This window comes from Natronosporangium hydrolyticum, from assembly GCF_016925615.1.
Lineage (GTDB): Bacteria > Actinomycetota > Actinomycetes > Mycobacteriales > Micromonosporaceae > Natronosporangium > Natronosporangium hydrolyticum.
Window position 1 is genome coordinate 1823342 of the sequence record NZ_CP070499.1, and the last position, 23617, is coordinate 1846958.

General features: G+C 72.2%; 19 protein-coding genes. 15 read left to right on the forward strand and 4 right to left on the reverse strand.

Annotated features, from left to right (window positions below; translation table 11 throughout):
- Positions 1–3: 3 nt before the first annotated feature.
- Positions 4–1404, reverse strand: coding sequence for a helix-turn-helix domain-containing protein (locus tag JQS43_RS08275; protein WP_239678472.1), 1401 nt, complete (start codon positions 1402–1404; stop codon positions 4–6).
- A 97-nt stretch (positions 1405–1501) separates the two neighbouring features.
- Positions 1502–2284: a glycerophosphodiester phosphodiesterase family protein gene (locus JQS43_RS08280; protein ID WP_239678473.1), complete on the reverse strand. Its 783-nt coding sequence runs from the start codon at positions 2282–2284 to the stop codon at positions 1502–1504.
- A 380-nt stretch (positions 2285–2664) separates the two neighbouring features.
- On the opposite strand from JQS43_RS08280, the gene JQS43_RS08285 reads away from it, so the two are divergent.
- From JQS43_RS08285 to JQS43_RS08320, 8 genes are all read left to right on the forward strand, one after another.
- Positions 2665–3990 carry a helix-turn-helix domain-containing protein gene (locus tag JQS43_RS08285; protein WP_239678474.1) on the forward strand — a complete coding sequence of 442 codons (1326 nt, stop codon included), beginning with the start codon at positions 2665–2667 and terminating at the stop codon, positions 3988–3990.
- A gap of 12 nt (positions 3991–4002) precedes the next feature.
- Positions 4003–4263, forward strand: coding sequence for a hypothetical protein (locus JQS43_RS08290; protein ID WP_239678475.1), 261 nt, complete (start codon positions 4003–4005; stop codon positions 4261–4263).
- Between the two features lie 110 nt (positions 4264–4373).
- Positions 4374–5630, forward strand: coding sequence for an ABC transporter substrate-binding protein (locus tag JQS43_RS08295; protein WP_239678476.1), 1257 nt, complete (start codon positions 4374–4376; stop codon positions 5628–5630).
- A gap of 74 nt (positions 5631–5704) precedes the next feature.
- Positions 5705–6820, forward strand: a complete 1116-nt coding sequence (locus tag JQS43_RS08300) for an ABC transporter substrate-binding protein (protein ID WP_239678477.1) — start codon at positions 5705–5707, stop codon at positions 6818–6820.
- Positions 6817–7629, forward strand: coding sequence for a class I SAM-dependent methyltransferase (locus JQS43_RS08305; RefSeq protein WP_239678478.1), 813 nt, complete (start codon positions 6817–6819; stop codon positions 7627–7629). Before JQS43_RS08300 ends, JQS43_RS08305 begins: the two co-directional genes overlap by 4 nt.
- On the forward strand, positions 7626–8390 hold the full coding sequence (locus JQS43_RS08310) for an ABC transporter permease (protein ID WP_239678479.1): 765 nt from the start codon (positions 7626–7628) through the stop codon (positions 8388–8390). Before JQS43_RS08305 ends, JQS43_RS08310 begins: the two co-directional genes overlap by 4 nt.
- Positions 8391–8521: 131 nt before the next feature.
- Positions 8522–9439, forward strand: a complete 918-nt coding sequence (gene metF / locus JQS43_RS08315) for a methylenetetrahydrofolate reductase [NAD(P)H] (protein WP_239678480.1) — start codon at positions 8522–8524, stop codon at positions 9437–9439.
- An 86-nt stretch (positions 9440–9525) separates the two neighbouring features.
- Positions 9526–10203 (forward strand): CDP-alcohol phosphatidyltransferase family protein, encoded by a 678-nt coding sequence (locus tag JQS43_RS08320; RefSeq protein ID WP_239678481.1) that lies wholly within the window; start codon positions 9526–9528, stop codon positions 10201–10203.
- An 18-nt stretch (positions 10204–10221) separates the two neighbouring features.
- Here JQS43_RS08320 and JQS43_RS08325 read toward each other — a convergent pair whose 3' ends face one another.
- Both JQS43_RS08325 and JQS43_RS08330 read right to left on the reverse strand, forming a co-directional pair.
- The gene (locus JQS43_RS08325) at positions 10222–10806 is read right to left on the reverse strand and encodes a GNAT family N-acetyltransferase (protein WP_239678482.1); all 585 of its coding nucleotides are present in this window, start codon (positions 10804–10806) and stop codon (positions 10222–10224) included.
- A 3-nt stretch (positions 10807–10809) separates the two neighbouring features.
- Positions 10810–11301 (reverse strand): YbaK/EbsC family protein, encoded by a 492-nt coding sequence (locus JQS43_RS08330; RefSeq protein WP_239678483.1) that lies wholly within the window; start codon positions 11299–11301, stop codon positions 10810–10812.
- A gap of 109 nt (positions 11302–11410) precedes the next feature.
- Between JQS43_RS08330 and JQS43_RS08335 the strand changes: the two genes are divergently transcribed.
- The 7 genes from JQS43_RS08335 to JQS43_RS08365 all read left to right on the forward strand — a co-directional run bounded on the left by JQS43_RS08335 (position 11411) and on the right by JQS43_RS08365 (position 23608).
- Positions 11411–12214, forward strand: coding sequence for an SDR family NAD(P)-dependent oxidoreductase (locus JQS43_RS08335; RefSeq protein ID WP_239678484.1), 804 nt, complete (start codon positions 11411–11413; stop codon positions 12212–12214).
- 39 nt (positions 12215–12253) lie between these two features.
- Positions 12254–13252, forward strand: coding sequence for a ketopantoate reductase family protein (locus JQS43_RS08340; protein WP_239678485.1), 999 nt, complete (start codon positions 12254–12256; stop codon positions 13250–13252).
- Between the two features lie 528 nt (positions 13253–13780).
- The gene (locus JQS43_RS08345) at positions 13781–14266 is read left to right on the forward strand and encodes an SAV_6107 family HEPN domain-containing protein (RefSeq protein ID WP_239678486.1); all 486 of its coding nucleotides are present in this window, start codon (positions 13781–13783) and stop codon (positions 14264–14266) included.
- Between the two features lie 31 nt (positions 14267–14297).
- Positions 14298–15152, forward strand: a complete 855-nt coding sequence (locus tag JQS43_RS08350; RefSeq protein WP_239678487.1) for a hypothetical protein — start codon at positions 14298–14300, stop codon at positions 15150–15152.
- Positions 15149–16750 carry a DNA polymerase Y family protein gene (locus JQS43_RS08355; protein WP_239678488.1) on the forward strand — a complete coding sequence of 534 codons (1602 nt, stop codon included), beginning with the start codon at positions 15149–15151 and terminating at the stop codon, positions 16748–16750. The genes JQS43_RS08350 and JQS43_RS08355 overlap by 4 nt, the downstream gene beginning before the upstream one ends.
- 46 nt (positions 16751–16796) lie before the next feature.
- Positions 16797–20153: an error-prone DNA polymerase gene (locus tag JQS43_RS08360; protein WP_239678489.1), complete on the forward strand. Its 3357-nt coding sequence runs from the start codon at positions 16797–16799 to the stop codon at positions 20151–20153.
- 134 nt (positions 20154–20287) lie between these two features.
- Positions 20288–23608: a S8 family peptidase gene (locus JQS43_RS08365; protein WP_239678490.1), complete on the forward strand. Its 3321-nt coding sequence runs from the start codon at positions 20288–20290 to the stop codon at positions 23606–23608.
- Positions 23609–23617: the final 9 nt, after the last annotated feature.

Genomic DNA, 23617 nt, shown 5'->3' on the forward strand with positions numbered 1-23617 from the left:
GCATCACCCGACCGGATTGGCCTCCTCGCCCGAACTGGCCGGCCCTGCTGAAGGCAGCAAGCCGTGATAACCCTCGGTCACTCGTTCGTATGCCCGCACTGTCGGCAGATCCCGGTGGCGCAGCAACATCGGGTGGAGCCGGCGCAGCAGCGCCGCAGCCCGGTGCGAGCCGGCGGTAACCGCATTTCGAAACGCCCGCCGGGCCAGCCGACCGGCCTGCTCATACTCGCCCACCTGCAGGTATCCCCGCGCCATCCAGCATTCGTAGAGCGCCGCGCCGCGCGGGCCCCGGCGACCGCCGGCGGCGGTCAGTTGATCGAGCGCTCGCAGCGGCCGGCCCAGCGCCATCAGGGCACGGCCGGTCATCGCGGTCAGCTCGGCCTGATCCAGCCAGTAGAGCCACGTGGGCTCCGGCTCGGACGTGCCGCTGCGCGCGGCCCGATCCGCCGCGCGGAGGGCCGAGTGGGCGCCGCGCCGGTCGCCGCTGCGGGCGGCGGCGAGCGCCACCCGATGCAGCAACAGCGCCCGCGTCAAAGCGGTGGCGTCAGCGCCGAGGCCGGTCTGGGCGGTGCGGGCGAGCAGCAGCGCCTCCTGCGGGTCGCCATCCTCCAAGGTCAGATGACTGAGCCCAGCCAGCACGTAGCCGGCCAGGAGCCGGTCAGCTGCGGCGGCGGCCGCCCGCAGCGCCACCCGGTACGCCCGCCGGGCGGCGCCCGGGTCGCCGGCGTCCGCGAAGACCCACCCGGCCAGCTGTGCGTACTCGCCGAGCAGCGACAATGCGCGCCGCCGGGGTTGGCCGTTGCCGACCGTGGTCAGCACCGAGATGCTCTCGTGCACCTCCTGGTGGACCAGCGGCGCCAGATCCACCCCGCCCACCAGATCGTCCATGCGGCGTAGCTCGGCCAGTCGCTGGGTGCGCGCGTCGAGCAGGTGGGTCGTGGTCGGCGACGGCACCAGGGTCAGGGTCTCCCGCGGCTGCTCCGGCGGGCCGGCCAGCCAGGCATGCGCCATCGTCCGTAAATCCTGGGCGCCGTCGCGATCCAGCGCCCGTCTCAGCTCGGTGGCGGTCGGCGGATGCCAGAGGAGCTCCGGCGTCCACTCTGCCGGGTGGGCCGAGCGCTGCTCGCCGGCGCGGGTGAGCGCCACCGCCTGCTCCAGCTCCTCCACCGGTGCCTCCAGCACCGCCGCCAACCAGCCGAGCCAGAAGGTGCCGGGAACCCGTTCGCCCCGCTCCCACCGGGAGACCTCGTGCCGGCTGACGGTGGCCACGCCCGCGGCGGCGCACAGTTGCTCGGCGACTCGGAGCTGACTCAACCCCCGGGCCAGCCGGAGCGTGGTCAACAACGGCCCGATGGGCTCGGTGACTGGTGCGGGTGGCTCATTGCTCGCTGCTGGTGCCGTCATGCTCGCCTCCGCTCCGTGCCGCGGTGACAGCAATGGTACAACTGTACGAGCCAATCCAGAAGTCGCGCCGGTCACGGTAACGGCGCCCGACGAACGCCTAACCCGGCCACCAACAGCCCCGGGCCCGGTAGACATCCCGGAGCATCTCCAACCGGTCGGTCATGATGCCGTCGACCCCCAGGTCCAGCAGCCGATGCACCATCGCCGGATCGTCCACGGTCCACACGTGTACCTGTTGGCCGAGCCGGTGCGCGTGGCGGACGAATCGGCGGTCGACCACCGGCACGCCGTACGCTCGGACCGGAACCTGGGCGGCGACCGCCGACTCCGGTAGCCATCGGGGTCGGCCGCCAGACCGACCCACCACCGCCGCCAATCGCAGCCGGGTCACCGCACCGCGCCCCAGCGAGGTCGGCACCGCTGGCCCCAGCAACCGTCGCAGCACCGAAAGCCGACGGTCGCTGAACGAGGCCAGTAACACCTGACCCGGGGCAGCGCCCCGCGCCAGCACCGCAGCGGTCGGGGCGACCGCAGCGTCGGACTTGACATCAAGATTGAACCGGGCGCTCGGCCACGCGTCGAGCATCTCCGCCAATCGCGGCACCGCGGCGCCGCCATCGACCCGGATCGTGGCCAGCTCCGACCAGCTCAGCTCGGACACCGCCACCGCCCGGCCGGCGACCCGCTCCAGAGTGGCGTCATGGCACAGCACCGCCACCTCGTCGCGGGTGGCGCGGACGTCGGTCTCCAGATACCGGTAGCCGAGCTCGACCGCACGAGCGAACGCGGCGGCGGTGTTCTCGACCGCACTCGCTGCCCCGCCCCGGTGCGCGATCGCCAGCGGCAGCGGCGCATCCAGGTACCCGAACCGGTTCCCCACAGACCGCAGTATCCGCCCGGTCGGGCTGGCCCCCTCCGCCGGGGTAGGGGCCAGCGAGGGCTGGCACCGCTGACTTTCGTCCTCCAGGCTCCTCCGCACTCGCGCGGCGCCGCATTAGATGAGTACGGCGCCGACGGCGAAACCCGTCGGGCCGCGAGCGGGGATGGTTCGGTCCCGGCGCCCGATCCGTTGCGTCTCCTAGCGAGGGGCCGGTCGATGCGCCTGGGAATGTTGCGAGGCGGCGGGTTCCGGCACTGGAAAACTCGCGCGCGCGGCCGCCGTACCGGCAACGTACCCGCTCGAACGACAGTCTCGGCGGGAGGGAACACAGTGCACACAACGGATGCGGGCACGCGTCGGCACCCGGTCGGGAGGCGCCGATGAGCGGGTACGACGGGCCGACCCTGCGGGCGATCCGCGAGAGCATGGGTGTGCCGCTACGCCGGGTGGCCCGGCAGGTAGGTATGTCCCATGGACATCTGAGCAAGGTGGAGCGCGGCGAACACGGCCGACCGATCACGCCGGCGATCCTCTCCGCCTACGAGAAGGTGACCGGGGTCTCGCTCGCGGAAGCCGCGGCGGCCCTGGCCGAACAACGCGAGAGCGTGGTCGGCCGGCGTGGCCGCACCTGGCGTCCCGGCCAGCTGACCGACATGCGGCGACTCGCCTTCAACGCGGCGATCGGCGCCATCGCTATCGGCGGCCAGATCGGCGAGCCGCTGGGCCGGCTGCTGGACACCACTGGCCGGCCGGTGCCCCCGATCGTGCCGGACCAGGGCGATGTCGAGCAGCTGCACCATTTCGGAGAACTCTTCACCCAGCTGGACCTCCGCTTCGGAGGGGCGATGACTAGCCAGCTGGCCAAGACCATCCTCCGGTGGGCGGTGCCGATGGTGGAGCCGACCAGTGTCTACGACCGGGACGCCCAGCCGCTCTACGGTGCGCTCGGGGCGCTCGCCGCCCGGGCGGCGTGGGCAGCCTTCGACACCGGCGGCCACGAAGCCGCCCGCAGCCTGTTCCGGCTGGCGTTGTTCTGCGCGGTGCGGTCGGGCGATCCGCACCTGCGAGCGCACATCATGGCCGACGCCGCCGCCCACCACAATCACCTCGGCTACCACGACGACGCGCTCGACGTGATCCGCGTGGTCGAGGGCGATGAACGGGTCGCTGCGCCGGTCCGGATGGCCATTCACGGCGTCAAGGCCCGCGCCTACGCGGCCAGCGGGGCGGTGGCGACCTGCCGCCGCCACCTTGAACTCGCCGAGCATGCTTTCACCGAAACCCCGCCGGTGGCGCCAGCGTGGGTGGTGTCGCTGCGCCAGAGCGGTCACCTCCACGCGACCACCGGGCACGCGCTGGCGGTGCTCGCCGAGCACACCGGCGCCGCCGCGGACCGGCAGGAGGCCATCCGGCGGCTGGCGCAGGCGGTGGCGGACTTCAACCCGGACAGCCATGCCCGGGCGGTGGCGCTCTGCCAGGCGAAGCTGTCCGAGCTGCACCTCCAGGCCGGTGAGCTGGAACCGGGAGAGTGGTGGGGGCGGCAGGCGCTGGCCGGCCTGGACCAGGTCCGCTCGGCCCGACTCGCCCGCAGCGTCGGGTCGGTGCGGCGGGCCGCCGGAGACTATCCGGAAGAGACCCGGATGGCGCAGCTCACCTCGGAGATCGACGCGGCGCTGATCACCGCCGAGCAGCCGTACGGCGGATGAGGTGGCGGACAGATGCGTACACCACGGGAACCGGAGATCCACCCGGTCGACGCCGAGGACCTCCTCGCCGAGCCGTATCGCACCGTTACCGAAGCGCTCGCCGTCGGCCGCCGGCTCCGGGCCGCCGGTTGGGTCGTCATCGAACATGTCCGTTGCGCCCCCGCGCCGGCCGGGTTGCGGATGGTCGCCAGCGTCTACCACCCGATCAGCTACGAATCCCCCGGCGACCTCTGGGTGCGCGGCGGCGTCGCACCCGAGGCTCCGGCCACCTGAGCCGCCGGTCGCCGACGCGCCACCTGTTCGCCCTGTCTCGCGCGTCGGCGGCCGGCTCCCCGCCCCATCTACCCGCCCGGCAGTCCCCAGTTTGGAGAGAGCAACCCACCATGGTGACCCGCAACCGGTTCCGTGCCCGACTCGCCGCGCCCGCCGTGGCCGCGCTCGCCGCATTGCTGGCCGGTTGTGCGCTCAGCAGCGGCGGCTCGCCACCGGCGATTGTGGTGGGCGCAGACCTTGCGCTCACCGGTCCCGGTGCGGCCGTGGGTGAGGTGTACCGGCGGGGGATCGAACTGCGGGTGGAGCAGCTCAACCGGCAGCGGCCGGCCGGCGCATCCCCGGTCGAGCTGCGGGTGCTCGACAACCGGACGGAGCCGGCCACCACCGCGGCGAACCTGGCGGAGCTCGCCGCTGACCCGGCCGTGACGGCGGTCGTCAGCGGCGGGTGTACGGCTTGTGTGGCGGCGACCGAGACCGGATGGGACGAGGCCGGAGTGCCGGTGGTGGCGCTCGCGCCCGGCGAGCAGGTCGCCGGACCGGACGGTGCCGGACGGTTCGTGTTCCAGCTGGCCCCGCCGACCAGCGCCGCCGCTGATCTGCTCGCCGCGGAGCTCGCCCAAGCCCCGGCCGAGACGGTCGGGCTGCTCACGCTCGCAGCACCGGGCGACGGCGCCGACGGCGCCCGGGAGCTGAGCCAGGCGCTCGCGGGCGCCGGCCTCGATCTCGTGGTGCACGAGGAGGTGACCGGGTACCCCGACAGCGATGGTGGGGACGGTCCGGCGGCGTCGGCGGCGACGCGGGTCGCCCAGTGGCGGCCCGTCGACCCGCCCGGATTCTTCCCCGGGGATCCGGCCGCGGTCGATCCGTCGACCGGCCCGGACGCCGTGGTGCTCTGGGCGCCGCCGGCGCCCGCCGCCACGCTGGCGTCGATGCTCCGGGAGGCGGGTTGGGCGGGCGAGCTCTATCTGCCGCCGCTGGCCGCCGGACCCGTATCGCTGCCCGCGGCGACCCGGGAGGCGTTCGGAGACGCCCGGTTGGTCTTTACCGAGACGCTGGTGATCGATGAGGTGATCGCCACGTCGCCGGCGCGGACCGCCCGGCAGCTCTGGTGGCGCGAGTACGTAGCCGCATATGGCGGTTACGACGCCCACGCATCGTTCGCCGCGGATGCCCTCGATGTCGTGGTCGCCGCGGTCGACCGAATCGACCAGACCGGCCGGGAGGCGGTCCGGGAAACCATCATGTCCACCAATCTCGACGGGCTGTCAGGTCCGATCCGGTTCACTCCGCAGAACCATTCCGGGCTGCAACCGCTCGCGCTGCGGGTGTTGGTCGTCTCCGGCGACCGCTGGCGATTGGCCAGCTAGGCCGTTCGAACGTGAGAACCCTGCCGCGCTGGCGATCTGCCCGCGGCCCAGCTATCTACTGTGAGGAGTTGCTGATGACCGTAAGCTTGCTGACCCCGCCGACCCGCGATTCGGGGCGGCGCCGCCGCCAGCTGTCCCGCCGAGGTGTCCTCGGCGCCGCCGGGGCGGTAGCGATGACCCCGCTGCTGGCGGCCTGCCGCGGCGGGGAGGCCGACGCCGCCCACGGCGGCGACCCGGACGAGGTCACCTACCTGACCGCGTTCGGCGAGAGCGGACGCGACGCGTACGCCCGGGTGGCCCAGCGCCGGGGCTACTTCGCCGAGGCGGGTATCGAGGTGACGATCGAGCCGGGCGCCGCCGGCGACGCCAACCATCAGGCGTTGGCCGGCGGTGCCGCCCAGTTCGCCGTGGTCGACGCCGCTGGCGCGTTCATCCGCTACGCCAACGGCGTCGACGACAGTTTCCAGATCGTCGCCGCCATCCATCAGCAGCCGCTGATCGGCTTGGTGGCCTTCGCCGACAGCGGTATCCGGCGCCCCCGCGACCTGTCCGGTCGCACCGTCGGGCTGGCGGCCGGCTCGATCGCGGAGACGTTGTGGCCCACCTACGCCGAGCTCGCCGGCCTCGACCCGGGGGAGGTGGAGACCGTGCCCACCAGTCCGCAGACCCAGGTCCAGGAGCTGGTGGCGGGTCAGCTCGACGCGATCGGGCTGTTCGTGGTCGGCGCCCCCGGCATCGAGGCGGCTGGCGGTGGCCGGGAAGTGGTGTCGTTGCCGTTCTCGGACTACCTCGCGGACCTGTACGGCGCGGTGCTGGTGGCGCAGCGGGAGCTGATCACCGACCAACCGGATCTGGTGCGGCGCTTCACCGAGGCGTTGCTGCGCGGGCTGGCCGAGGCGGTGGCGGACCCGGCATCGGCCGGTGAGATCCTGCACGCAGCGCAACCGACGCAGGATCCGGTGGTGGCGGCGGCGGAGCTGTCGCTCATGCACTCCTATGTCCACACCGGACTAGCTCCGGATGAGCCGGTAGGCTTCCTCGACCCCACCCGGGTTGCTGGCGGGATGGCGTTGCTGGCCGGGATCGGGGAGATCGAGGGTGACTTCGGAGCTGCGCTGGGCACCCCCGGTCGCGACCGCGACGGCCTGGTCGACTACCTGGTCGTACCCGGGCCGGAGGTGGCGGAGTGAGCCCCGCCTCGGCATCGCCGAGCTACCTGCTCGACAACCGGCACCACGCGGCCGCCGCCCATCACCGCGCGCTAGCCGAACTCCTCGACCCGTGGACCCGGCAACGGATCCGGCAACGGGTCCGGCTGGGGCAGATCCGGCGCTGCCTGGAGGTCGGCACCGGCGGCGGCAGTATCGTCGCCTGGCTGGCGGACCAGATCTCGCCGTGGGGACACGTGGTCGCGTGCGATCTACGGCCGGCACACATCGCCGACCATCCCCGGATCGTCACGGTCGCCCACGACCTGCAGTCCGACGCCCCGTTGCCGGAGCTGTTGGGCGACCGGTTCGACCTGGTGGTGGCACGACTGCTCCTGGGCCACCTGCCGTTGCGCCGGACCATCCTGCACCGGCTCGCCCAGCTGTTGGCCCCCGGCGGCGTGTTGCTCGTCGAGGACTGGGCCGGACTCCGGGAGGAGGTCGTGATCGCGGCACCGGATCGGCGCGCCGGTGAGCTTTACCAGCGGTTCCAGGATGCCGTCGCCGCCGCCTTCGACGCTGCCGGGGTGGATCGGCGGTGGCCCCGGCAGCTTCACGCGGCGATGCTGGATGAGGGGATGGTGGATGTAGAGACCGCGGTCCACGCGCGCTACTGGACCGGCGGTACGGCGGGCGCCCGGTTGGCCGGGGCGATGATCGAGCAGCTTCGGCCGCGGCTGGTGACCGCGGGTATGACCGAGGCGGAGCTGGCCGAGCTCTCGGTGCGGTTGGACGATCCGCGGCTGGTCGTCCACGGTCATCCGCTCTACTCCACGGCCGGGGCCCGTTGAGACCGCGGCCGTACCGGGTGGTCGTCCGGCCCGCGATCGGGCTGGCCGCCGCGGTGGGTGTCTGGTGGGGGCTGGTGACGGCCTTCGACGTGCCCACCTTCTTTCTGCCCGCCCCGCCCGACGTGGTGGATGCCCTTCGTCGGCAGGGCCCCTACCTGCTCCGGGAGACCTGGGCGACGCTCGGCCATACCCTCGGCGGGTTCGGCCTCGCCACCGCCGCTGGCCTGGCCGCCGCCGGGATGCTGTCGGCGTCAACCTGGTTGCGGGAGACGGTGCTGCCGGTGCTGGTCGCGCTGCAGGCGGTGCCGAAGGTCGCGCTGGCGCCACTGTTGATCATTTGGTTGGGGTTCGGCACCGAGTCCAAAGTGGCGTTGGTTGGGCTGCTCTGCTTCTTCCCGATCGTGGTGGCCACCCTGGCGGGGCTCCGCGCTACTCCCGCGGAGTTGGTGGAGCTGGCTCGATCCCTCTCCGGCTCGCGGCTGCGGACCTTCCGAAGCGTCCGGTTGCCGTACGCGGCGCCGCAGATCTTCACCGGCTTGAAGGTCGCGGTTTCGCTCGCGTTGATCGGGGCGGTGGTCGCGCAGATAACCACGCCGAACGCCGGCCTCGGGGCGGTGATCGTCCGCTCCGGTCAGTCTGCCGATACGCCGCTGGCCTTCGCCGCGATCGGGTTGCTCGCGGCCGTGGGTATCGGGCTCTATTACTCGTTGACCGGGTTGGAGCGACTGTTTCTGCCGTGGGCGCGGGCCACGGCAGCCTAGACGTCCGCCGGTGCCGCGCCTCGGGTCCAGCGGCACCGGCGGACCCAAACCCGCTGCGGATTATGTACCTTTTTTCGCTTTCGCAGCGCCTGGTTGACCCGTCGTCGGAGCGCACCGGCTAGGGTGGGGGCATGGTAGCTACGTCCCCCACTGGTCCTACCGGTCGACATCCGTCGATCGGCGACCTGATTCGAGACCAAGCACCCACCTTCTCCTTCGAGTTCTTCCCCCCGAAGACCCCGGAGCAGGAAACTATCCTGTGGCGGTCGATTCGGGACCTGGAGACTCTTCGCCCATCGTTCGTGTCGATCACCTACGGTGCGGGTGGCACCACCCGTGACACCACGGTGGAGGTGACCGAGAAGGTCGCCACCGAGACCACGCTGCTGCCGATGGCTCATCTCACCGCGGTGAACCACTCGGTCGCCGAGCTGCGCAACGTGATCGGGCGGCTGGCCGCGGCCGGGATCCGCAACCTAATGCTGATCCGGGGCGATCCGCCCGGAGACCCCGAGGGTGACTGGGTCCAGCACCCGGAAGGGCTCCGCTACGCCGAAGAGCTGGTCCAGTTGGCCAGGCAGATCGGCGACTTCAGCGTCGGGGTGGCCGCCTTCCCCTACAAGCACCCCCGCTCGTCCGACATGGCGGAGGACACCGCTCATTTCGTACAGAAATGCCAGGCTGGCGCGGACTTCGCGGTAACCCAGATGTTCTTCGACGAAACCGAGTATCTCCGCCTGCGCGACCGGGTGGAGGCGGCCGGCTGCGACACCCCCATCGTCGCGGGCGTCATGCCGGTGACCTCGATGCGGACCATCGAGATGTCCGAGAAGTTCTCGGGTGCACCGTTCCCGGCGAAGCTCGGCGAGGAGTTCGCGAAGGTGGCCGACGACCCCAAGGCGGTCCGGGCCCTGGGCATCGCCAAAGCCAGCGAAATGTGCCGGCGGCTGCTCGACGAGGGCGTGCCCGGCATTCACTTCATTACGCTCAACCGTTCCACCGCCACCCGTGAGGTTTGGGAGAACCTGGGAGTCTCGGCCACGGCCTGAGCCGCCCGGCACCCGGCCGGCGACGGCCGGCCCCGAGTGAGCCCGCCCGGCGTACCGTTGGGCGGGCTCACTCGTTGCAGGCGGTGATGGGTTGGCACCAGTACGCCGTGGCGTGGGCCGCGCAGCACGGCGGCTATGACCTGCGCCGGGCGCCGCCGTCGGTCCGAGCATGGCTGCGGGCCGGCTATAGCGTGGCGCGGATCCTGCAACCGCTGCGGATCGGCCCCGGGCTGATGTTCGGGCTGGGCGGAGTGCTCGCGGTGGCGGTCGCGGTAGCCGCCGCCGGCAGCGGCGCGGGTGGGCTGCTGCTGGCCGCGGTGCTGGTCCCGCTGTCCGCCTTCGTCGGCACCCTGGACGGTGCGCTCACCGTGCTGCACCAGGGCGACACCGCCCGCGCGGCGATCCGGAGCGTGCTGATGAACCGGCTCGGGGAGGTTGGTTGGCTCACTGGGTTCTGGCTCGTCGGAGTGCCGGTGACGCTGGTCGTGATCACCGGTGCGGTCACCTTCCTCTACGAAGCGGGCGCCCGGGAAGCCATCGCCGGCGGCATGACCAGGGTCGGTGTCCACACTGTCGCCGACCGCCCGATGCGGGTCTGGGTGACCACGCTAGGTCTGCTCTTCGCGGCCTTCTTCGCCGCCGTCGGGGTACCGTTGGCGGCAGGGCTGTTGGCGGTGGCGACCGTCGTCTGGCTGGCGCTGGTGCTGGTGGGCGCAGGTCAGCTCACCACCGCGGTGCGGCGCTCGCTCGCCGACCAGCGTTGACGGCGGCCCAGCGACGCGTCAGCCCGGCTGGCTCTCGGAGCGACGAGGCGGATTGAGCAGCTCCTCCTCCAATGGCAAGGCGCGGCCGAGCACCGCGAACCGGCGGACATCGCCCGGAAAGGTCAGGTTGCGCACCACATCGACGAACCCGAACCGTCGGTAGAGTCGCCACGCGCGGGAACGTTGCTCATCAGCCTCGGGTGTGGACAGTAATGTGGTGCTGCCGGAGGCTAGCCGGAGCAACGCGCGCAGCTGCGCGGCGCCGAGCCCGTGGCCCTGACCGCCGGGGCGCACATGGAGCTCGACCACTTCGAAGCAGTCCCGCAGCCACGGCCCCCGCTCCGCCGCCGGGATCGCGGCGCTCACCTGGTCGTGCCACCACTGTCCGGGCGCCGACCGGTAGCCGTACCCGAACCCGATCAACTCGCCGCTGCTGTCCAGGGTGGCCACCGCCCGGAAATCGGGCCGGCGCACGTGCGTAGCCAGATAGCCGCGGCGGGCCGCAACCGCCTCCGGGCGGTAACCCATCGCGTCAGAGTAGACGGCGAGCACATCGTCGACACGCCGGATCAGATCATCCGGTGTCCAGCGGACCAACCTCATCGATCACGCCACGTCGGCTGGCGTCGCGCTGGTCACCCGCAAGAGTTCAGAGTAGGTGGTGGGGAAGACCGCCTGCGGGATGCCGCCGGCCGCCCAGATCTCCTCATGCCCGGCGAGTGACTCGTCCAGCAACGTGCGCACCGGCTTGGGGTGGCCGACCGGGGCGACCCCGCCGATCGGCTGGCCGGTGTGCAGCCGGACGAACTCCGGCGTGGCCCGGCGGACCCACGGCGCCCCGACCGTAGTCGCGACTCGGTCGGTGTCGACCCGGTGGGCGCCGGAGGTGAGCACCAGCAGCGGCTCACCGCCGGCGTCGAAGACGAGCGAATTGGCGATCTGGCCGACGGTCACCGCCAATGCCGCGGCCGCGGCGGCGGCGGTGTGAACCCCCGCGGGAAGAATCCGGATGCTGGTGGGTGATCCGGCAGCGTCGCGCGCGTCGGCGGCGTCCAGCGCCTGCTGGACTGCCTGGGCATTGGGATGCAGCTGTGGCATGCGCCCATCCTGCCCCTCCCCGCGCCAACGATCAAACTCCGTTGAACGCCGGTCGCTGGCGTGCCACCATCCGCTGCCATAGTCGGCCGACGAAGGGAAGGAAGGCAACATGACCAGATCTCACGTGGCGATCGTGACCGGCGCCAACCACGGCATCGGTGCGGCCACCGCGGTCGCGCTGGCGGCCCGAGGATGCGCGGTGCTCTGTACCTACTGGCGGCTGCAGGACCCGGTGGATGAGGGGATCCCCGAGGCGCACCGGCGGCACCGCGCGGCCGGCGCCGAGCAAGTGGTCGCGCAGATCGAGGCGGCCGGCGGGCGGGCAGAGGCGGTCGAGGAAGACCTCTCCGACCCGGCCGCACCCGCCCGCCTGTTCGATCGGGCGGAGCACCTACTCGGCCCGGTGGACATCCTGGTCAACAACGCCACCGGCTGGTTGGCCGACACCTTCGCCCCCGCCAGCGTCGACCGGCTCGGCCGCGGCCTGCAGCCGGTCACTGCCGCCGCATGGCAGCAGCAGTTCGCGGTGGACGCGCAGGCGCCAGCGCTGTTGATCGCCGAACTAGCCCGCCGGGTCGCGGCCCGCGGCGGTGGCTGGGGGCGGATCGTCGGCCTGCACTCCGGCGGCGAACTCGGCTTCCCGGAGGAGGTCTCGTACGGGGCGGCGAAGGCGGCCCAGCTCAACTACACCATGTCCGCGGCGGTGGAGCTGGCGCCGTTAGGCATCACCGCCAACATGGTCCACCCGCCGGTCACCGACACCGGCTGGGTCACCGAGGCGGTCCGCGAAACGGTGGCGGCCAGCCCGGCGCTGGTGCACGTGGCAGACCCGGCGGAGGTAGCGGAGGTGATCGCGTACCTCTGCTCGGACGCGGCGAAGCTGATCACCGGGAACCTGATCACGCTCCGCTGATCGCGACCAGGACGTGGGCCGATCGGGCAGAATGGCGCGATGCATTACGTGATCATCGGTGCGGGCGCAGTCGGCGGCACCATCGGCGGACGGCTCCACCAGCACGGACACCGAGTCACCCTGGTGGCGCGCGGGGCACAGCTGGCGGCGCTGCGCGACGCGGGGCTGCGACTGGCCACGCCGGTGGCGGAGCACCAGCTGGCCGTGCCGGTGGTCGCCGGACCGGCGGAGCTCGAGCTGACCCCCGACTGCACGCTGATCCTGACCGTCAAGTCGCAAGACACCGTCGCCGCACTGGACACGTGGGCGGACGTCCCGGTGCGGGGCGGCGGCGTCGCCGGCGACCGGCTGCCGCTGGTCTGCGCCCAGAACGGGGTCGCCAACGAGCCGGCGGCGCTGCGCCGCTTCGCCCAGGTGTATGCGGCCTGCGTGTGGCTGCCGGCCACCTACCTGGCGGCGGGCACGGTCGCGGCCCAGGGGCACCCATACTCTGGGCAGCTACAGCTGGGCCGCTATCCGGAACCCGACCCGCCCGGTCCCGCGCTGGAGCAGCTCGCCGCCGACCTGACCGGCAGCGCGGTCGCCGCCAGCGTCCGGCCCGACCCGATGCGGTGGAAGTACGGCAAACTGCTGGCGAACCTGGCGAACGGGCTCGACGCCCTCTTCGACGAACGTGACCCGGAGCTGCTCACCCAGGTACGCGATGAGGGTGCGGCGGTGCTGCGGGCGGCGGGAACCCCGCACACCACGCGGGCGGAGGAGGCCGCGGAGCGAGGGGACCGGGTGGAGCTGCGGCCGGTGGCCGGCCAGCGCCGGGCCGGCAGTTCGACCCGGCAGAGCCTGGCCCGGGGCGCCGGCTCGGTGGAGGTCGACTATCTCAACGGTGAGATCGTTCTACTGGGGCGGCGGCACGGCGTCGAGACCCCGGCCAACCTTGCGGTGCAGCGGGCGGTCCGGCGGGCGGTCCACGACGGAACCGCCCCCGGCCAGTTCCCGGTAGCCGAGTTCCGGGCCATCCTCGCCGCCAGCGACAGTTAGCCCCACCCCACCCCACCCCACCCCACCCCGCCCGCCCGCCCGCGCCCTGCCCGGCCCGCGCCCTGTCCGGCCCGCGCCCTGCCCGGCCCGCGCCCCGCCGGGTCCGGACATTTCGGGCTTGGTTGGCCAGGGAGGGATCTTGTGCCCGGGAAAGTCCGACATTCCCGTATGCAAGATCCCTCCCCAGCCAACCAAGAAGTACATGCTCGCTGGCGCGGAGATCCGCAGGTGGATGAAGAGGCATATAGCCGATTTGTGCGGGCGACGTCAACGGGAGGACTCCGAAGTCAGTGGATCGGAGTAATGTTGCCGACGCGTTGGCACGAGTGTTCGACAAGTTCGAACGGCAGTGCTAATCTCAGAGAGTCGCTGGCTCGCCACTTCCGACCCCCGGGCGGCGAGCCGCGACCCCCCGTCGGGCGGGGCGGTGAGGGGAAGCATCGCCTCGCCCGGCACCGAGCTGCGCCTTCCTCCGCAGCGAATGTCTGTAGGTCACATACATATCGCTCGGATCTCGGAGGAGGAGTCATGCCTGCCAGTTCGGTGGTCACCATCCCCGCTCATGTGTTGCCCCACCGCAGCCCCGCGGAGCTGCTCCGGCTGGCCCGGCAAGGGCTCGCTGAAGCGTCGATCACTCGCCCGGATGGCCTGCGGTACGCCGCGGCGCACCTCGCGGCGTTGCGGGCCGCCGCCGCGGTGTTGGCTATCCGGGCGCAGCCCGCGCCGCGTCGCCGTAACCAGCTGACCAGTGTCTGGGCGCTGCTCGTCCGGGTCGCTCCGGAGCTGGGGGAGTGGGCCGCCTACTTCGCGGCGGGTGCTACCCGACGGGCGGCGGCGGAGGCGGGAGTGCCCCGTGTGGTCACTGGCCGGGAAGCCGACGACCTCTTGCGGGCGGCCGAGCAGTTCGTCGCGGTGGTCGAGGTGGGGCTCGGCCTCACCCAGCCTGTGCCGGTCTCCCAGCCTGCGCCGGTCTCCCAGCCGCCCGCCAGACATGCGGCGTTAGCTGCTGCTTGACACTGCTGGCACCGGGGGGCGGTTGCGGGTGATGGCGCAGGAGTTGTCCGCGGCAGGGCTACAGTCGGCCAGTTCGCTGGCGACCGCCGGTGAGCCGGGTCGATTTCTGCCGGTTGCCGAGGGGTTGCAGCAGCTGCTGCCCGGGCTTCGCCGCGGCAGCACAGTGGCGGTGGGCCCCGGCGCGACTTCGCTGCTACTGGCGCTGTTGGCCGAGGCCTCCGCGGCGGGAAGCTGGGCTGCGGTGGTGGGGATGCCCGACTTGTATGGTCTGGCGGCGCACCAGGCGGGGTTGGCGCTGGACCGGCTGGCGTTGGTGCCCTACCCAGGTCCAGAGTGGCCATCGGTGGTCGCGGCGCTGCTCGACGGGGTCGATCTGGTGGCGGTCGCCCCGCCGGCCGGGGTTCCGGACCGGCTCGCAAGCCGGTTGGCGGCTCGGGCTCGGCAGCGGGGTTCGGTGCTCCTTCCATACGGCTGCTGGCCCGGCGCGGATTTCGTGCTCGCCACCGAATCGGCCGAGTGGGAGGGGATCAGCGCCGGATATGGCCGGTTGCGTTGTCGAGAGGTGACAGTGGTGGCGCAGGGACGTCGCCGCGGCGGTCAACCCCGCCGGGTCCGGGTTCGGCTCCCGGACCAGGTTGGTCGACTCGCCAGCGGCCAGCCCGACACCGCGCCGGTCACCGCCCTACCGTCCCGCACCGGAGCGTCGAACGGGTCACCGTCGAGCGCCGGCTCGCCCCGGCCGGTGCTGGCCCTGCTCCCCGGCGGCGCCAGCGGGGCAGCCGTGGCGGCGTCGCCGGACCGGACGCCCGGGCCGGCAGCTGGTCCCCCCGGGCAGCCACAGGCAGTTCAGGCCGGGGCGGTGCCCGGGGAAGGCAGGGCGGCATGACCTCCCCGCGGACGCTGTTGATCTGGTGCCCGGACTGGTCGGTGATCGCTGCCGAACAGTTCGCCGGAGTGTCCGCGAGCCGGCCGGTGGCGGTCATGCACGCCAACCGGGTGGTCGCCTGCTCGGTAGCCGCCCGGGCGGAGGGGGTCGGGCCAGGGCTGCGGCGCCGCGAGGCGCAGAGTCGTTGTCCGCAGCTGATCGTGCTGGCGCACGATCCGATGCGCGACATGCGGGCGTTCGAACCAGTGCTAGCGGCGGTCGAGCAGGTGGTGGCGGGGGTGGCGGTGCTGCGCCCAGGTAGTTGCGCGGTCGCCGCTCGGGGACCGGCCCGCTACTTCGGATCCGAGGAGCGGGCGGCCGAGCACATTGTGGAGCAGATTGCGCAGGAGTGTGCGGTGGAGGCGCGCGTCGGCATCGCCGAAGGGATCTTCGCCGCGGAGCTGGCCGCCCACGCCGGCCAGATCGTCCCCGCGGGCACTACCCGGGAGTTCCTGGCCGGGGTTGAGGTGACCGCGTTGGCGCGACCCGAACTCACCTCGCGACTTCAGCGACTCGGCATCGCCACCCTCGGCGACTTCGCCGCGCTGCCGGCCGGAGACGTGATGACCCGGTTCGGGTTCGACGCCGGGCTGGCGCACCGGCTCGCCGCTGGGGAGGATCCGCAGCCGTTGGCGGTCCGGCGCCCACCGCCGGAGCTGGTCGTCGCCGACGAGTACGAAGAGCCACTGGCACGGATCGACCAGGCGGCCTTCGCGGGGCGGGCACTGGCCGAACGGCTGCATGATCGGCTCGCCGCGCACGGGCTGGCCTGCACCCGACTGGGCATCGAGGCGGTCACCGCCCACGGCGAAGAGCTGCACCGCAGTTGGCGGCACGACGGGTTGCTGACGGCGGCAGCGATCGCCGACCGGGTGCGGTGGCAGTTGGCGGGATGGCTGCAACCGCACCCCCGAGGTGGCGCGGCTGCGGGCCGGGGCGGGCCGGGCGCGGCGGCGTCTACGCGGAACGCGGCGGAGTGGGCGCGGCCAACCGCCGGTATCCGGCGGCTACGGCTGCTGCCCGAAGGTGTTCTCGACCATGCCGGGCTACAGCCAGGGCTCTGGGGCGAATGGGGGGAGGAGCGGGAACGCGCGGGCCGTGCCCTGGCCCGGGTGCAAGGGCTACTCGGCCCCGAAGGGGTGGTCACCGCGGTGTTGCAGGGCGGCCGTTCCCTGGCCGAGCAGGTGCGGTGGGTGCCGTGGGGAGACGAACGGGAAGAGCCCGAGACCGCGCCCCCGTGGCCCGGTCGGCTGCCAACACCCAGCCCGGCCACCGTGTTCCGGAGCCCGACCCCGGCTGTGGTCTGCGACCGGGCCGGCCGGCCGGTTCAGGTCAGCGCCCGGTTGCTGGTCAGCGCCCCGCCGGCGCGGCTGCAACTGGGCGACGAGCAGGAGGTCGAGATCACCGCCTGGGCGGGTCCGTGGCCGGTAGACGAACGATGGTGGGCACCCGCCGAGGCGTACCGGGTGGCGCGGTTCCAGCTGTGCCTGGCGGACGGGCGGGCGATGCTGGTGAGCCTTTCGGCGGGCCAGTGGTTGGTGGAGGCCGAGTATGACTAGCCGGCGACCGCGACCGGCCAGGGCAAGAGTCCGGAGCTGATCGGCGATGGGATGGAACAACCCGGCGGTGCCGTGGTCGGAGTTGGAACGGGTGCTGTCTGGACGCCCCGGCACCCCGGCGGTGGTGGATCCACTCGCGGTCGAGCCGGGTGAGCAGGCGGCACCGGAGTCGCCGCACCGGCGTCGGCGTCCGCCGTACCGGGCGTCGCCGCTGCTGCGGACCGCCGATCCGATCGAGTACGCAGAGCTGCACTGCCACTCCAATTTCAGTTTTCTGGACGGGGCGAGTCACCCCGAGGAGTTGGTGGCGGAGGCGGCCCAGCGGGGCCTGTCGGGGTTGGCGCTCACCGACCACGATGGTTTCTACGGGGTGGTGAGGTTCGCCGAGGCCGCCCGGGAGCATGGCCTGCCCACCCTGTTCGGGGCGGAGCTGTCGGTGGAGCTGCCCGGCCCCCGTACCGGGGTGCCGGACCCGGCCGGGCGGCATCTGCTGGTGCTCGCCGACGGGCCCACCGGGTATGCCCGGTTGTCGCGCACCATCGCCGAGGCGCAGCTGCGCGGCGGCGAGAAGGGCAAACCCGACTACCAGCAGCTGGAGGCGGTGGCGGAGTCGCTCGCCGGGGAGGTGCTGGTGTTGACCGGTTGCCGCAAGGGTCATGTGCCGGCCGCGTTGGCCGCGGCCGGCCCGGCCGCCGCGGCCCGGGAGTTGTCCCGGCTGATCTCGCTGTTCGGGGTTGAGCGGGTGGCGGTGGAGTTGACCAGCCACGGCGACCCGGGCGACGACGAGCGGCACGAACAGCTTGCGGAGTTGGCCCGCGCCGCGGGCGTGCCGGTGGTGGCGACCAACAACGTCCACTACCACGCCCCCGGGCGGCATCGGCTCGCCGCCGCGCTGGCGGCGGTCCGCGCCCGGCGCAGCCTGGACGACCAGGTTGGGTGGCTGCCGGCGGCGGGGACCGGGCATCTTCGCGGTGGGAGCGAGATGGCGGCCCGGTTCGCGGCATGGCCGCAGGCGGTGGCCCGGGCCGCCGCGTATGGGCGGGAGCTCGCCTTCGACCTGAAGGTGGTGGCGCCGAAGCTGCCGGCATATCCCACCCCGCCGGGTCACACCGAGATGAGCTGGCTGCGGCAGCTCACGGCGGAGGGTGCGCAGGTGCGCTACGGCGACGACCCGCGGGCCCGGCGGCAACTCGCCCACGAGCTGGCGATGATCGAGCAGCTCGGCTTCCCCGGCTATTTTCTGGTCATCTACGACATTGTGACCTTCTGCCGGGAGCAGCGGATCTTCTGCCAGGGGCGTGGCTCCGCCGCCAATTCGGCCGTGTGTTACGCCCTAGGCATCACCAATGTGGATGCGGTCGCGCATGAGCTGTTGTTTGAGCGGTTCCTGGCGCCGGAGCGGGACGGACCGCCCGACATCGACATCGACATCGAGTCGGATCGCCGGGAAGAGGTCATCCAGTACGTCTACCAACGGTACGGGCGGCAGCACACCGCCCAGGTCGCCAACGTCATCTCCTACCGGCCCCGGTCGGCGGTGCGGGACATCGCTCGGGCGTTCGGGTTCTCACCGGGGCAGCAGGATGCCTGGAGCAAACAGATCGACCACTGGCACGGCGCGGCGGTCGCCGATGTGGCGGGGGTCCCGCCGCAGGTGGTGTCGTACGCCGACGAGGTGCAGACCTTTCCTCGGCATCTGGGCATCCACTCCGGCGGGATGGTGATCTGCGACCGGCCGATCGTCGAAGTGTGCCCGGTGGAGCATGCCCGGATGCCCGGCCGCACCGTGTTGCAGTGGGACAAAGACGACTGCGCCGCGGTGGACCTGGTCAAGTTCGACCTGCTCGGGTTGGGGATGCTCTCGGCGTTGCGGTATACGTTCGACCTGGTCGACGAGGGCTGGCAGCTGCACACCATCGGCCAGGAGGACCCCGAGGTGTACGACATGCTCTGCCGGGCCGACTCGGTCGGGGTGTTCCAGGTGGAGAGTCGGGCGCAGATGGCGACGCTGCCGAGGCTGAAACCCCGGACCTTCTACGACCTGGTGGTGGAGGTGGCGTTGATCCGGCCGGGGCCGATCCAGGGCGGCTCCGTCCACCCGTACATTCGGCGTAAGAACGGGCAGGAGCCGGTGACCTACCCGCATCCGTTGATGCGCGGGGCGCTGGCCAAGACCTTGGGGGTGCCGCTGTTTCAGGAGCAGCTGATGCAGTTGGCGATCGACGTGGCCGGGTTCAGCGCGGTGGAGGCCGATCAGCTGCGCCGGGCGATGGGGGCCAAGCGTTCAACCGAGCAGATGGCGCGGCTGCGGGATCGGCTCTACGCCGGGATGGCCGGCAACGGGATCGTCGGCGACCTCGCCGACGACATCTTCCGGAAGCTGTCGGCCTTCGCAAATTATGGCTTTCCGGAGAGCCATGCGATCAGCTTCGCCTATCTGGTGTACGCCAGCTCGTGGCTGAAACGCTACTACCCGGCCGCGTTCTGCGCTGGGTTGCTGAACGCCCAGCCGATGGGGTTCTACTCGCCGCAGACGTTGGTGGATGATGCCCGGCGGCACGGGGTGGTGGTGCGGGGCCCGGACATCAACGCCAGCCGGGCCGGTGCCGCGTTGGAGCCGCCGGAGGTGGCGGGCGGGCCGCGGCACGGCTCTGGGGCGTCGCCGGCCAGTTGGGGGGTGGGCGGTCCGGTGGTCCGGCTCGGCCTGGCCAGCGTGCGGACGGTGGGGTCGGCGGTGGCCGAGGCGATCGAGGCGGAGCGGGTGCGGGGCGGGCCGTTTCCGGATCTGGTGGCGGTGGCGCGCCGGTTGGCGGTGGCCGGCACCCCGGTGAGCGCGGCGCAGCTGGAGGCGCTCGCCACCGCCGGGGCGTTCGGCTGTTTCGGGCTGACCCGGCGGGCGGCGTTGTGGGCGGCCGGAGCGGCGGCGCAGGAGGCGGTGGACCGGCTGCCCGGCACGGTCACCGGCGCGGTCGCGCCGCCGTTGCCGGGGATGGACGAGGTGGCGCGGCACGTCGCCGACGTGTGGGCCACCGGGCTGTCTCCGGACAGCCACCCGGCCCAGTTCATCCGGGCGGAGCTGGCGCAGCGGGGGGCGGTGCCGATCGGTGGGCTCTGCGAGGTGGAGCCTGGCCGGCGGGTCCGGGTCGGCGGAGTGGTCACCCATCGGCAACGGCCAGCAACCGCCGGGGGAGTTACCTTCATGAATCTTGAGGACGAGACCGGGATGCTCAATGTGACCTGTTCACCAGGGCTGTGGCTGCGTTACCGGCGGGTGGCTCGCACCAGCCCGGCGCTGCTGGTGCGGGGCATCCTGGAGCGGTCGGAGGGGGTGACCAACCTGCGGGCGGATCGGCTGGAGCCGGTCACCCCGCCGGCCCGGACCCGCTCCCGCGACTTCCGCTGATCGATTCGCCCAGCCCCGGTCAGCTCGTTGTCGATTGACGGATATCCGATTCTTATCCTGACACAGGCAACTTCATGCCTGTCTCATCACGTCTGTCAGGGAGTACGTGTTGTCCACCGGACTGGAGGAAACAGTTGCGTACCAGAAGATCCCTCACCGGCGTGGCCTCGGCGGCGCTGGCTCTCGTCCTCGCCGCCACCCTTGCGGCGACCGCGCCAGCGAGCGCCACCTATCCACCCGCTACCACCTCGACCGATTACCCCACCGTTCCCAGCTGGACGGTTACTTTGATCACCGGCGACCGGGTGACCGCGGTCGGCGAGCGGCAGTTCGCGGTGGCCCCGGCGCCCGGCCGGGACCACGTCACCTTCCTCACCCAGCAGCTGGGTGACGACCAGTTTGTGATCCCCAGCGACGCGGCAGAGCTGGTCGTCGCCGGCCAGCTCGACCGGCGACTGTTCAACCTGACCGCGCTGCGCGAGTTCGGGTACGACGACCGCCGGGGGGAGCTGCCGCTGCTGCTCACCGGTGTGGACGGAGCGCCGGCCGGTGCCGCCGGGGTCGAGGTGCAGCGGGCGTTGCCGGTGATCGACGGAGTCGCCGCCGAACTCGACAAAGCAGCGGCGGGTCAGTTCTGGCAGGACCTGACCGGTGGCGGTGCCGACCCGCCCCGGACCCTCACCGCCGGGGTCGCCACCGTGATGTTGGACGGGCTGCGGCAGCCGACGTTGAGCGAGAGCGCCCCGCAGGTCGGCGCCCCCGCCGCGTGGGACCTGGGGCTCGACGGCGCCGGGGCGACGGTGGCGGTGCTCGACACCGGGATCGACGCGACCCACCCGGACCTGGCCGACCGGGTGGTCGGAGCCGAGAACTTCACCGACGGGGAAGAGGACGACCGGGACCTGGTGGGGCACGGCACCCACGTGGCGGGGATCGTCGCCGGCTCCGGCGAGGCGTCCGATGGCGCGCCCGGCGGTGCCCACATCGGGGTGGCGCCGGGCGCGGATCTGTTGGACGGCAAAGTCTGCGTGGAGTATGGCTGCGCCGAGTCGTGGATTCTCGCCGGGATGCAGTGGGCGGCCGAGCAGGGCGCCGATGTGATCAACATGAGTCTGGGCGGTCCGGCCTTTCTCGACGAGGACCCGGTGGAGCTGGCGGTGGGGGAGCTCACCGACGAGTACGGGACGCTGTTTGTGATCTCGGCCGGCAACGACGGCGGTTTCGGGTCGATCAACTCGCCGGGGACCGCGTCGGCGGCGCTGACTCTCGGCGCGGTAGCCAGCGACGACGAGTTGGCGCCGTTCTCCAGCCGCGGGCCGCTGCTCGACGGCGGGCTCAAGCCCGACCTGACCGCGCCGGGCGTCGAGATCGTCGCGGCGAACAGCGCAGACGGCTTCCTCGGCGAGCCCGGAGACGCCTACACCGCGGTGTCCGGGACGTCGATGGCGGCGCCGCACGCCGCCGGGGCCGCCGCGATCCTGCGGCAGCAGCATCCGCAGTGGGGTCCGGAGCAGCTGAAGGCGGTGCTCATGGCCGCTGCGCAGCCGCATCCCGACCTGGGCGCCGACGCCCAGGGGGCGGGCCGGCTGGACCTGGCCCGGGCGGTGGCCCAGCCCGCGGTCAGCGAACCAGCCAGCGTCAGCTTCGACCGGCAGCAGTGGCCGCACGAGGAGAATCCGCCGCAGACCGAGACCGTGACCTACCACAACCACGGCGACGAGGAGCTGGTACTCGAGCTGGCAGTGGCCGGGGTCGACCCGGCCGGGCAGCCCTTGCCGGCCGGCTTCGCCGTCACCGACGTGTCGTCGGTGACGGTTCCGGCCGGCGGCTCGGCCGTGGTGGCGTTGACCGTCGACACCGCCATCGGCGAGGTGGACGGCTACTACAGCGGCTGGTTGACCGCCACCAGCGACGGCGCCCGGGTCACCACCCCGTTCGGGGTCGACCGGGAGGTGGAGAGCTACGACGTCACCCTGGAGCACATCGACCGGGACGGCGGGTCGCCGATGGGCTACTCCACCACCCTTTACCGGTGGGACGAGTTCGGGTACGTCGACTTCTTCGGGGAGCAGGACTCCGTCACCATGCGGGTGCCGGCCGCCGAGTATGCCCTCACCAGCTTCGTTTCTACCACCGAGGAGGAGACGAGCCTGTTGGCGCAACCCCGGGTCGTGGTGGATGGCGACCTGACCATCGAGGTGGACGCGCGGTTGGCCGAGCCGGTCTCGGTGTCGGTGCCCCAGCCGGGGGCGCAGGCGGCGATGGCGACGGTCGGCGCGGAGCTGAACACTGACAACTTCACCGTAGGCAGCAGCCTGCTCGGGACGAGCTTCGATGCACTCTCCAGCGGCCAGCTTGCGCCGTCGGCGCCGGTGCCGGGTTTCGCCTCGGCGGTCACCGGCACCTTCGCCCGCCCGGGTGCGGCGGGGGACTTCGCGGACACCCCGTACACCTACGACCTGGCCTGGTTCGCCGAGGGTGAGCTGCTGACCGGGCTGGAGCGGCAGGTCAGGCATCGGGACCTGGCGGTGGTTCGCGCCGAACATGCCCGGCACGCCGAGGCGGAGGCGGCGAAGGTGACCTTCGGGACCTTGCCCGGCGTCGTGGAGTCCGGCTGGAGCCTGATGTTGCCCGTCGAGACGCCGTTCCAGCGGTGGGAGTTCCACAACACCGACGGCGGGGTGCAGTGGAGCAAGGGGTTCGAGGAGCTCGTCTTCCGGGATGACGACTTTCCGGAGTTCCTCAGCTTCACCGAGTCCGAGCCGATCGCCTACCAGGCGGGCGAGCGTTACCGGGAGCAGTGGAACCATGCTGTCTTCGGTCCGGCTTTCCACCCCGCTATCCCGACGTTGGCGCGTGAGGGCGACCAGCTGCAGCTCTTCGCGTTCCTCTACGGTGACGCGGCCGGCCGGCCGGGGCAGAGCCTCGCCACCGGGTCGGCGCTGGTCTACCACAACGGTGAGCTGGTGGCCGAGCTCCCCGACGGCCCGGGCGGGGCCGTGACGGTGCCACCAGAGCCGGGTGAGTACCGAGTGGAGATCGAGGCCGAGCGGGACGAATGGTTCTCGCTGTCGACCGCTACCGAGGTCGTCTGGACCTTCCATTCCGAGCGGCCTACCGACGGGGAGGTGGTGCTACCGGCCTCGGCGGTGCGGTTCTCGCCCGAGCTGGACCAGCACAACACCGCGCCGGCCGGGCAGTCGTTGCAGGTGCCGGTGGCGGTAGTTCCGCAGCCGGGGTCGGCGGCGGGTGAGCCGGTGGAGTTGTCGGTGGCGGCCTCCTTCGACGATGGCCAGACCTGGCAGGAGCTTGAAGTGCAGACAGGGCCGGCCGGCCAGTACGTGTCGGTGCCGCATCCGACGGAGGCCGGGTTCGGGTCGTTGCGTGCGGTCGCCGTCGACGCCGACGGCAACTCGGTGGAGCAGACGATCATCCGGGCGTACGCCATCGGGTGACGGCCGCGG

Bases quoted from the DNA above. Each gene is read 5' to 3' on its own strand.
- JQS43_RS08275 (WP_239678472.1), bottom strand. From the start codon at position 1,404: ATGACGGCACCAGCAGCGAGCAATGAGCCACCCGCACCAGTCACCGAG.
- JQS43_RS08335 (WP_239678484.1), top strand. From the start codon at position 11,411: ATGACCAGATCTCACGTGGCGATCGTGACCGGCGCCAACCACGGCATC.
- JQS43_RS08350 (WP_239678487.1), top strand. From the start codon at position 14,298: ATGGCGCAGGAGTTGTCCGCGGCAGGGCTACAGTCGGCCAGTTCGCTG.
- JQS43_RS08330 (WP_239678483.1), bottom strand. From the start codon at position 11,301: ATGCCACAGCTGCATCCCAATGCCCAGGCAGTCCAGCAGGCGCTGGAC.
- JQS43_RS08340 (WP_239678485.1), top strand. From the start codon at position 12,254: ATGCATTACGTGATCATCGGTGCGGGCGCAGTCGGCGGCACCATCGGC.
- JQS43_RS08360 (WP_239678489.1), top strand. From the start codon at position 16,797: ATGGGATGGAACAACCCGGCGGTGCCGTGGTCGGAGTTGGAACGGGTG.
- JQS43_RS08290 (WP_239678475.1), top strand. From the start codon at position 4,003: ATGCGTACACCACGGGAACCGGAGATCCACCCGGTCGACGCCGAGGAC.
- JQS43_RS08300 (WP_239678477.1), top strand. From the start codon at position 5,705: ATGACCGTAAGCTTGCTGACCCCGCCGACCCGCGATTCGGGGCGGCGC.
- JQS43_RS08320 (WP_239678481.1), top strand. From the start codon at position 9,526: ATGGGTTGGCACCAGTACGCCGTGGCGTGGGCCGCGCAGCACGGCGGC.
- JQS43_RS08285 (WP_239678474.1), top strand. From the start codon at position 2,665: ATGAGCGGGTACGACGGGCCGACCCTGCGGGCGATCCGCGAGAGCATG.
- metF (WP_239678480.1), top strand. From the start codon at position 8,522: ATGGTAGCTACGTCCCCCACTGGTCCTACCGGTCGACATCCGTCGATC.
- JQS43_RS08295 (WP_239678476.1), top strand. From the start codon at position 4,374: ATGGTGACCCGCAACCGGTTCCGTGCCCGACTCGCCGCGCCCGCCGTG.
- JQS43_RS08355 (WP_239678488.1), top strand. From the start codon at position 15,149: ATGACCTCCCCGCGGACGCTGTTGATCTGGTGCCCGGACTGGTCGGTG.
- JQS43_RS08345 (WP_239678486.1), top strand. From the start codon at position 13,781: ATGCCTGCCAGTTCGGTGGTCACCATCCCCGCTCATGTGTTGCCCCAC.
- JQS43_RS08325 (WP_239678482.1), bottom strand. From the start codon at position 10,806: ATGAGGTTGGTCCGCTGGACACCGGATGATCTGATCCGGCGTGTCGAC.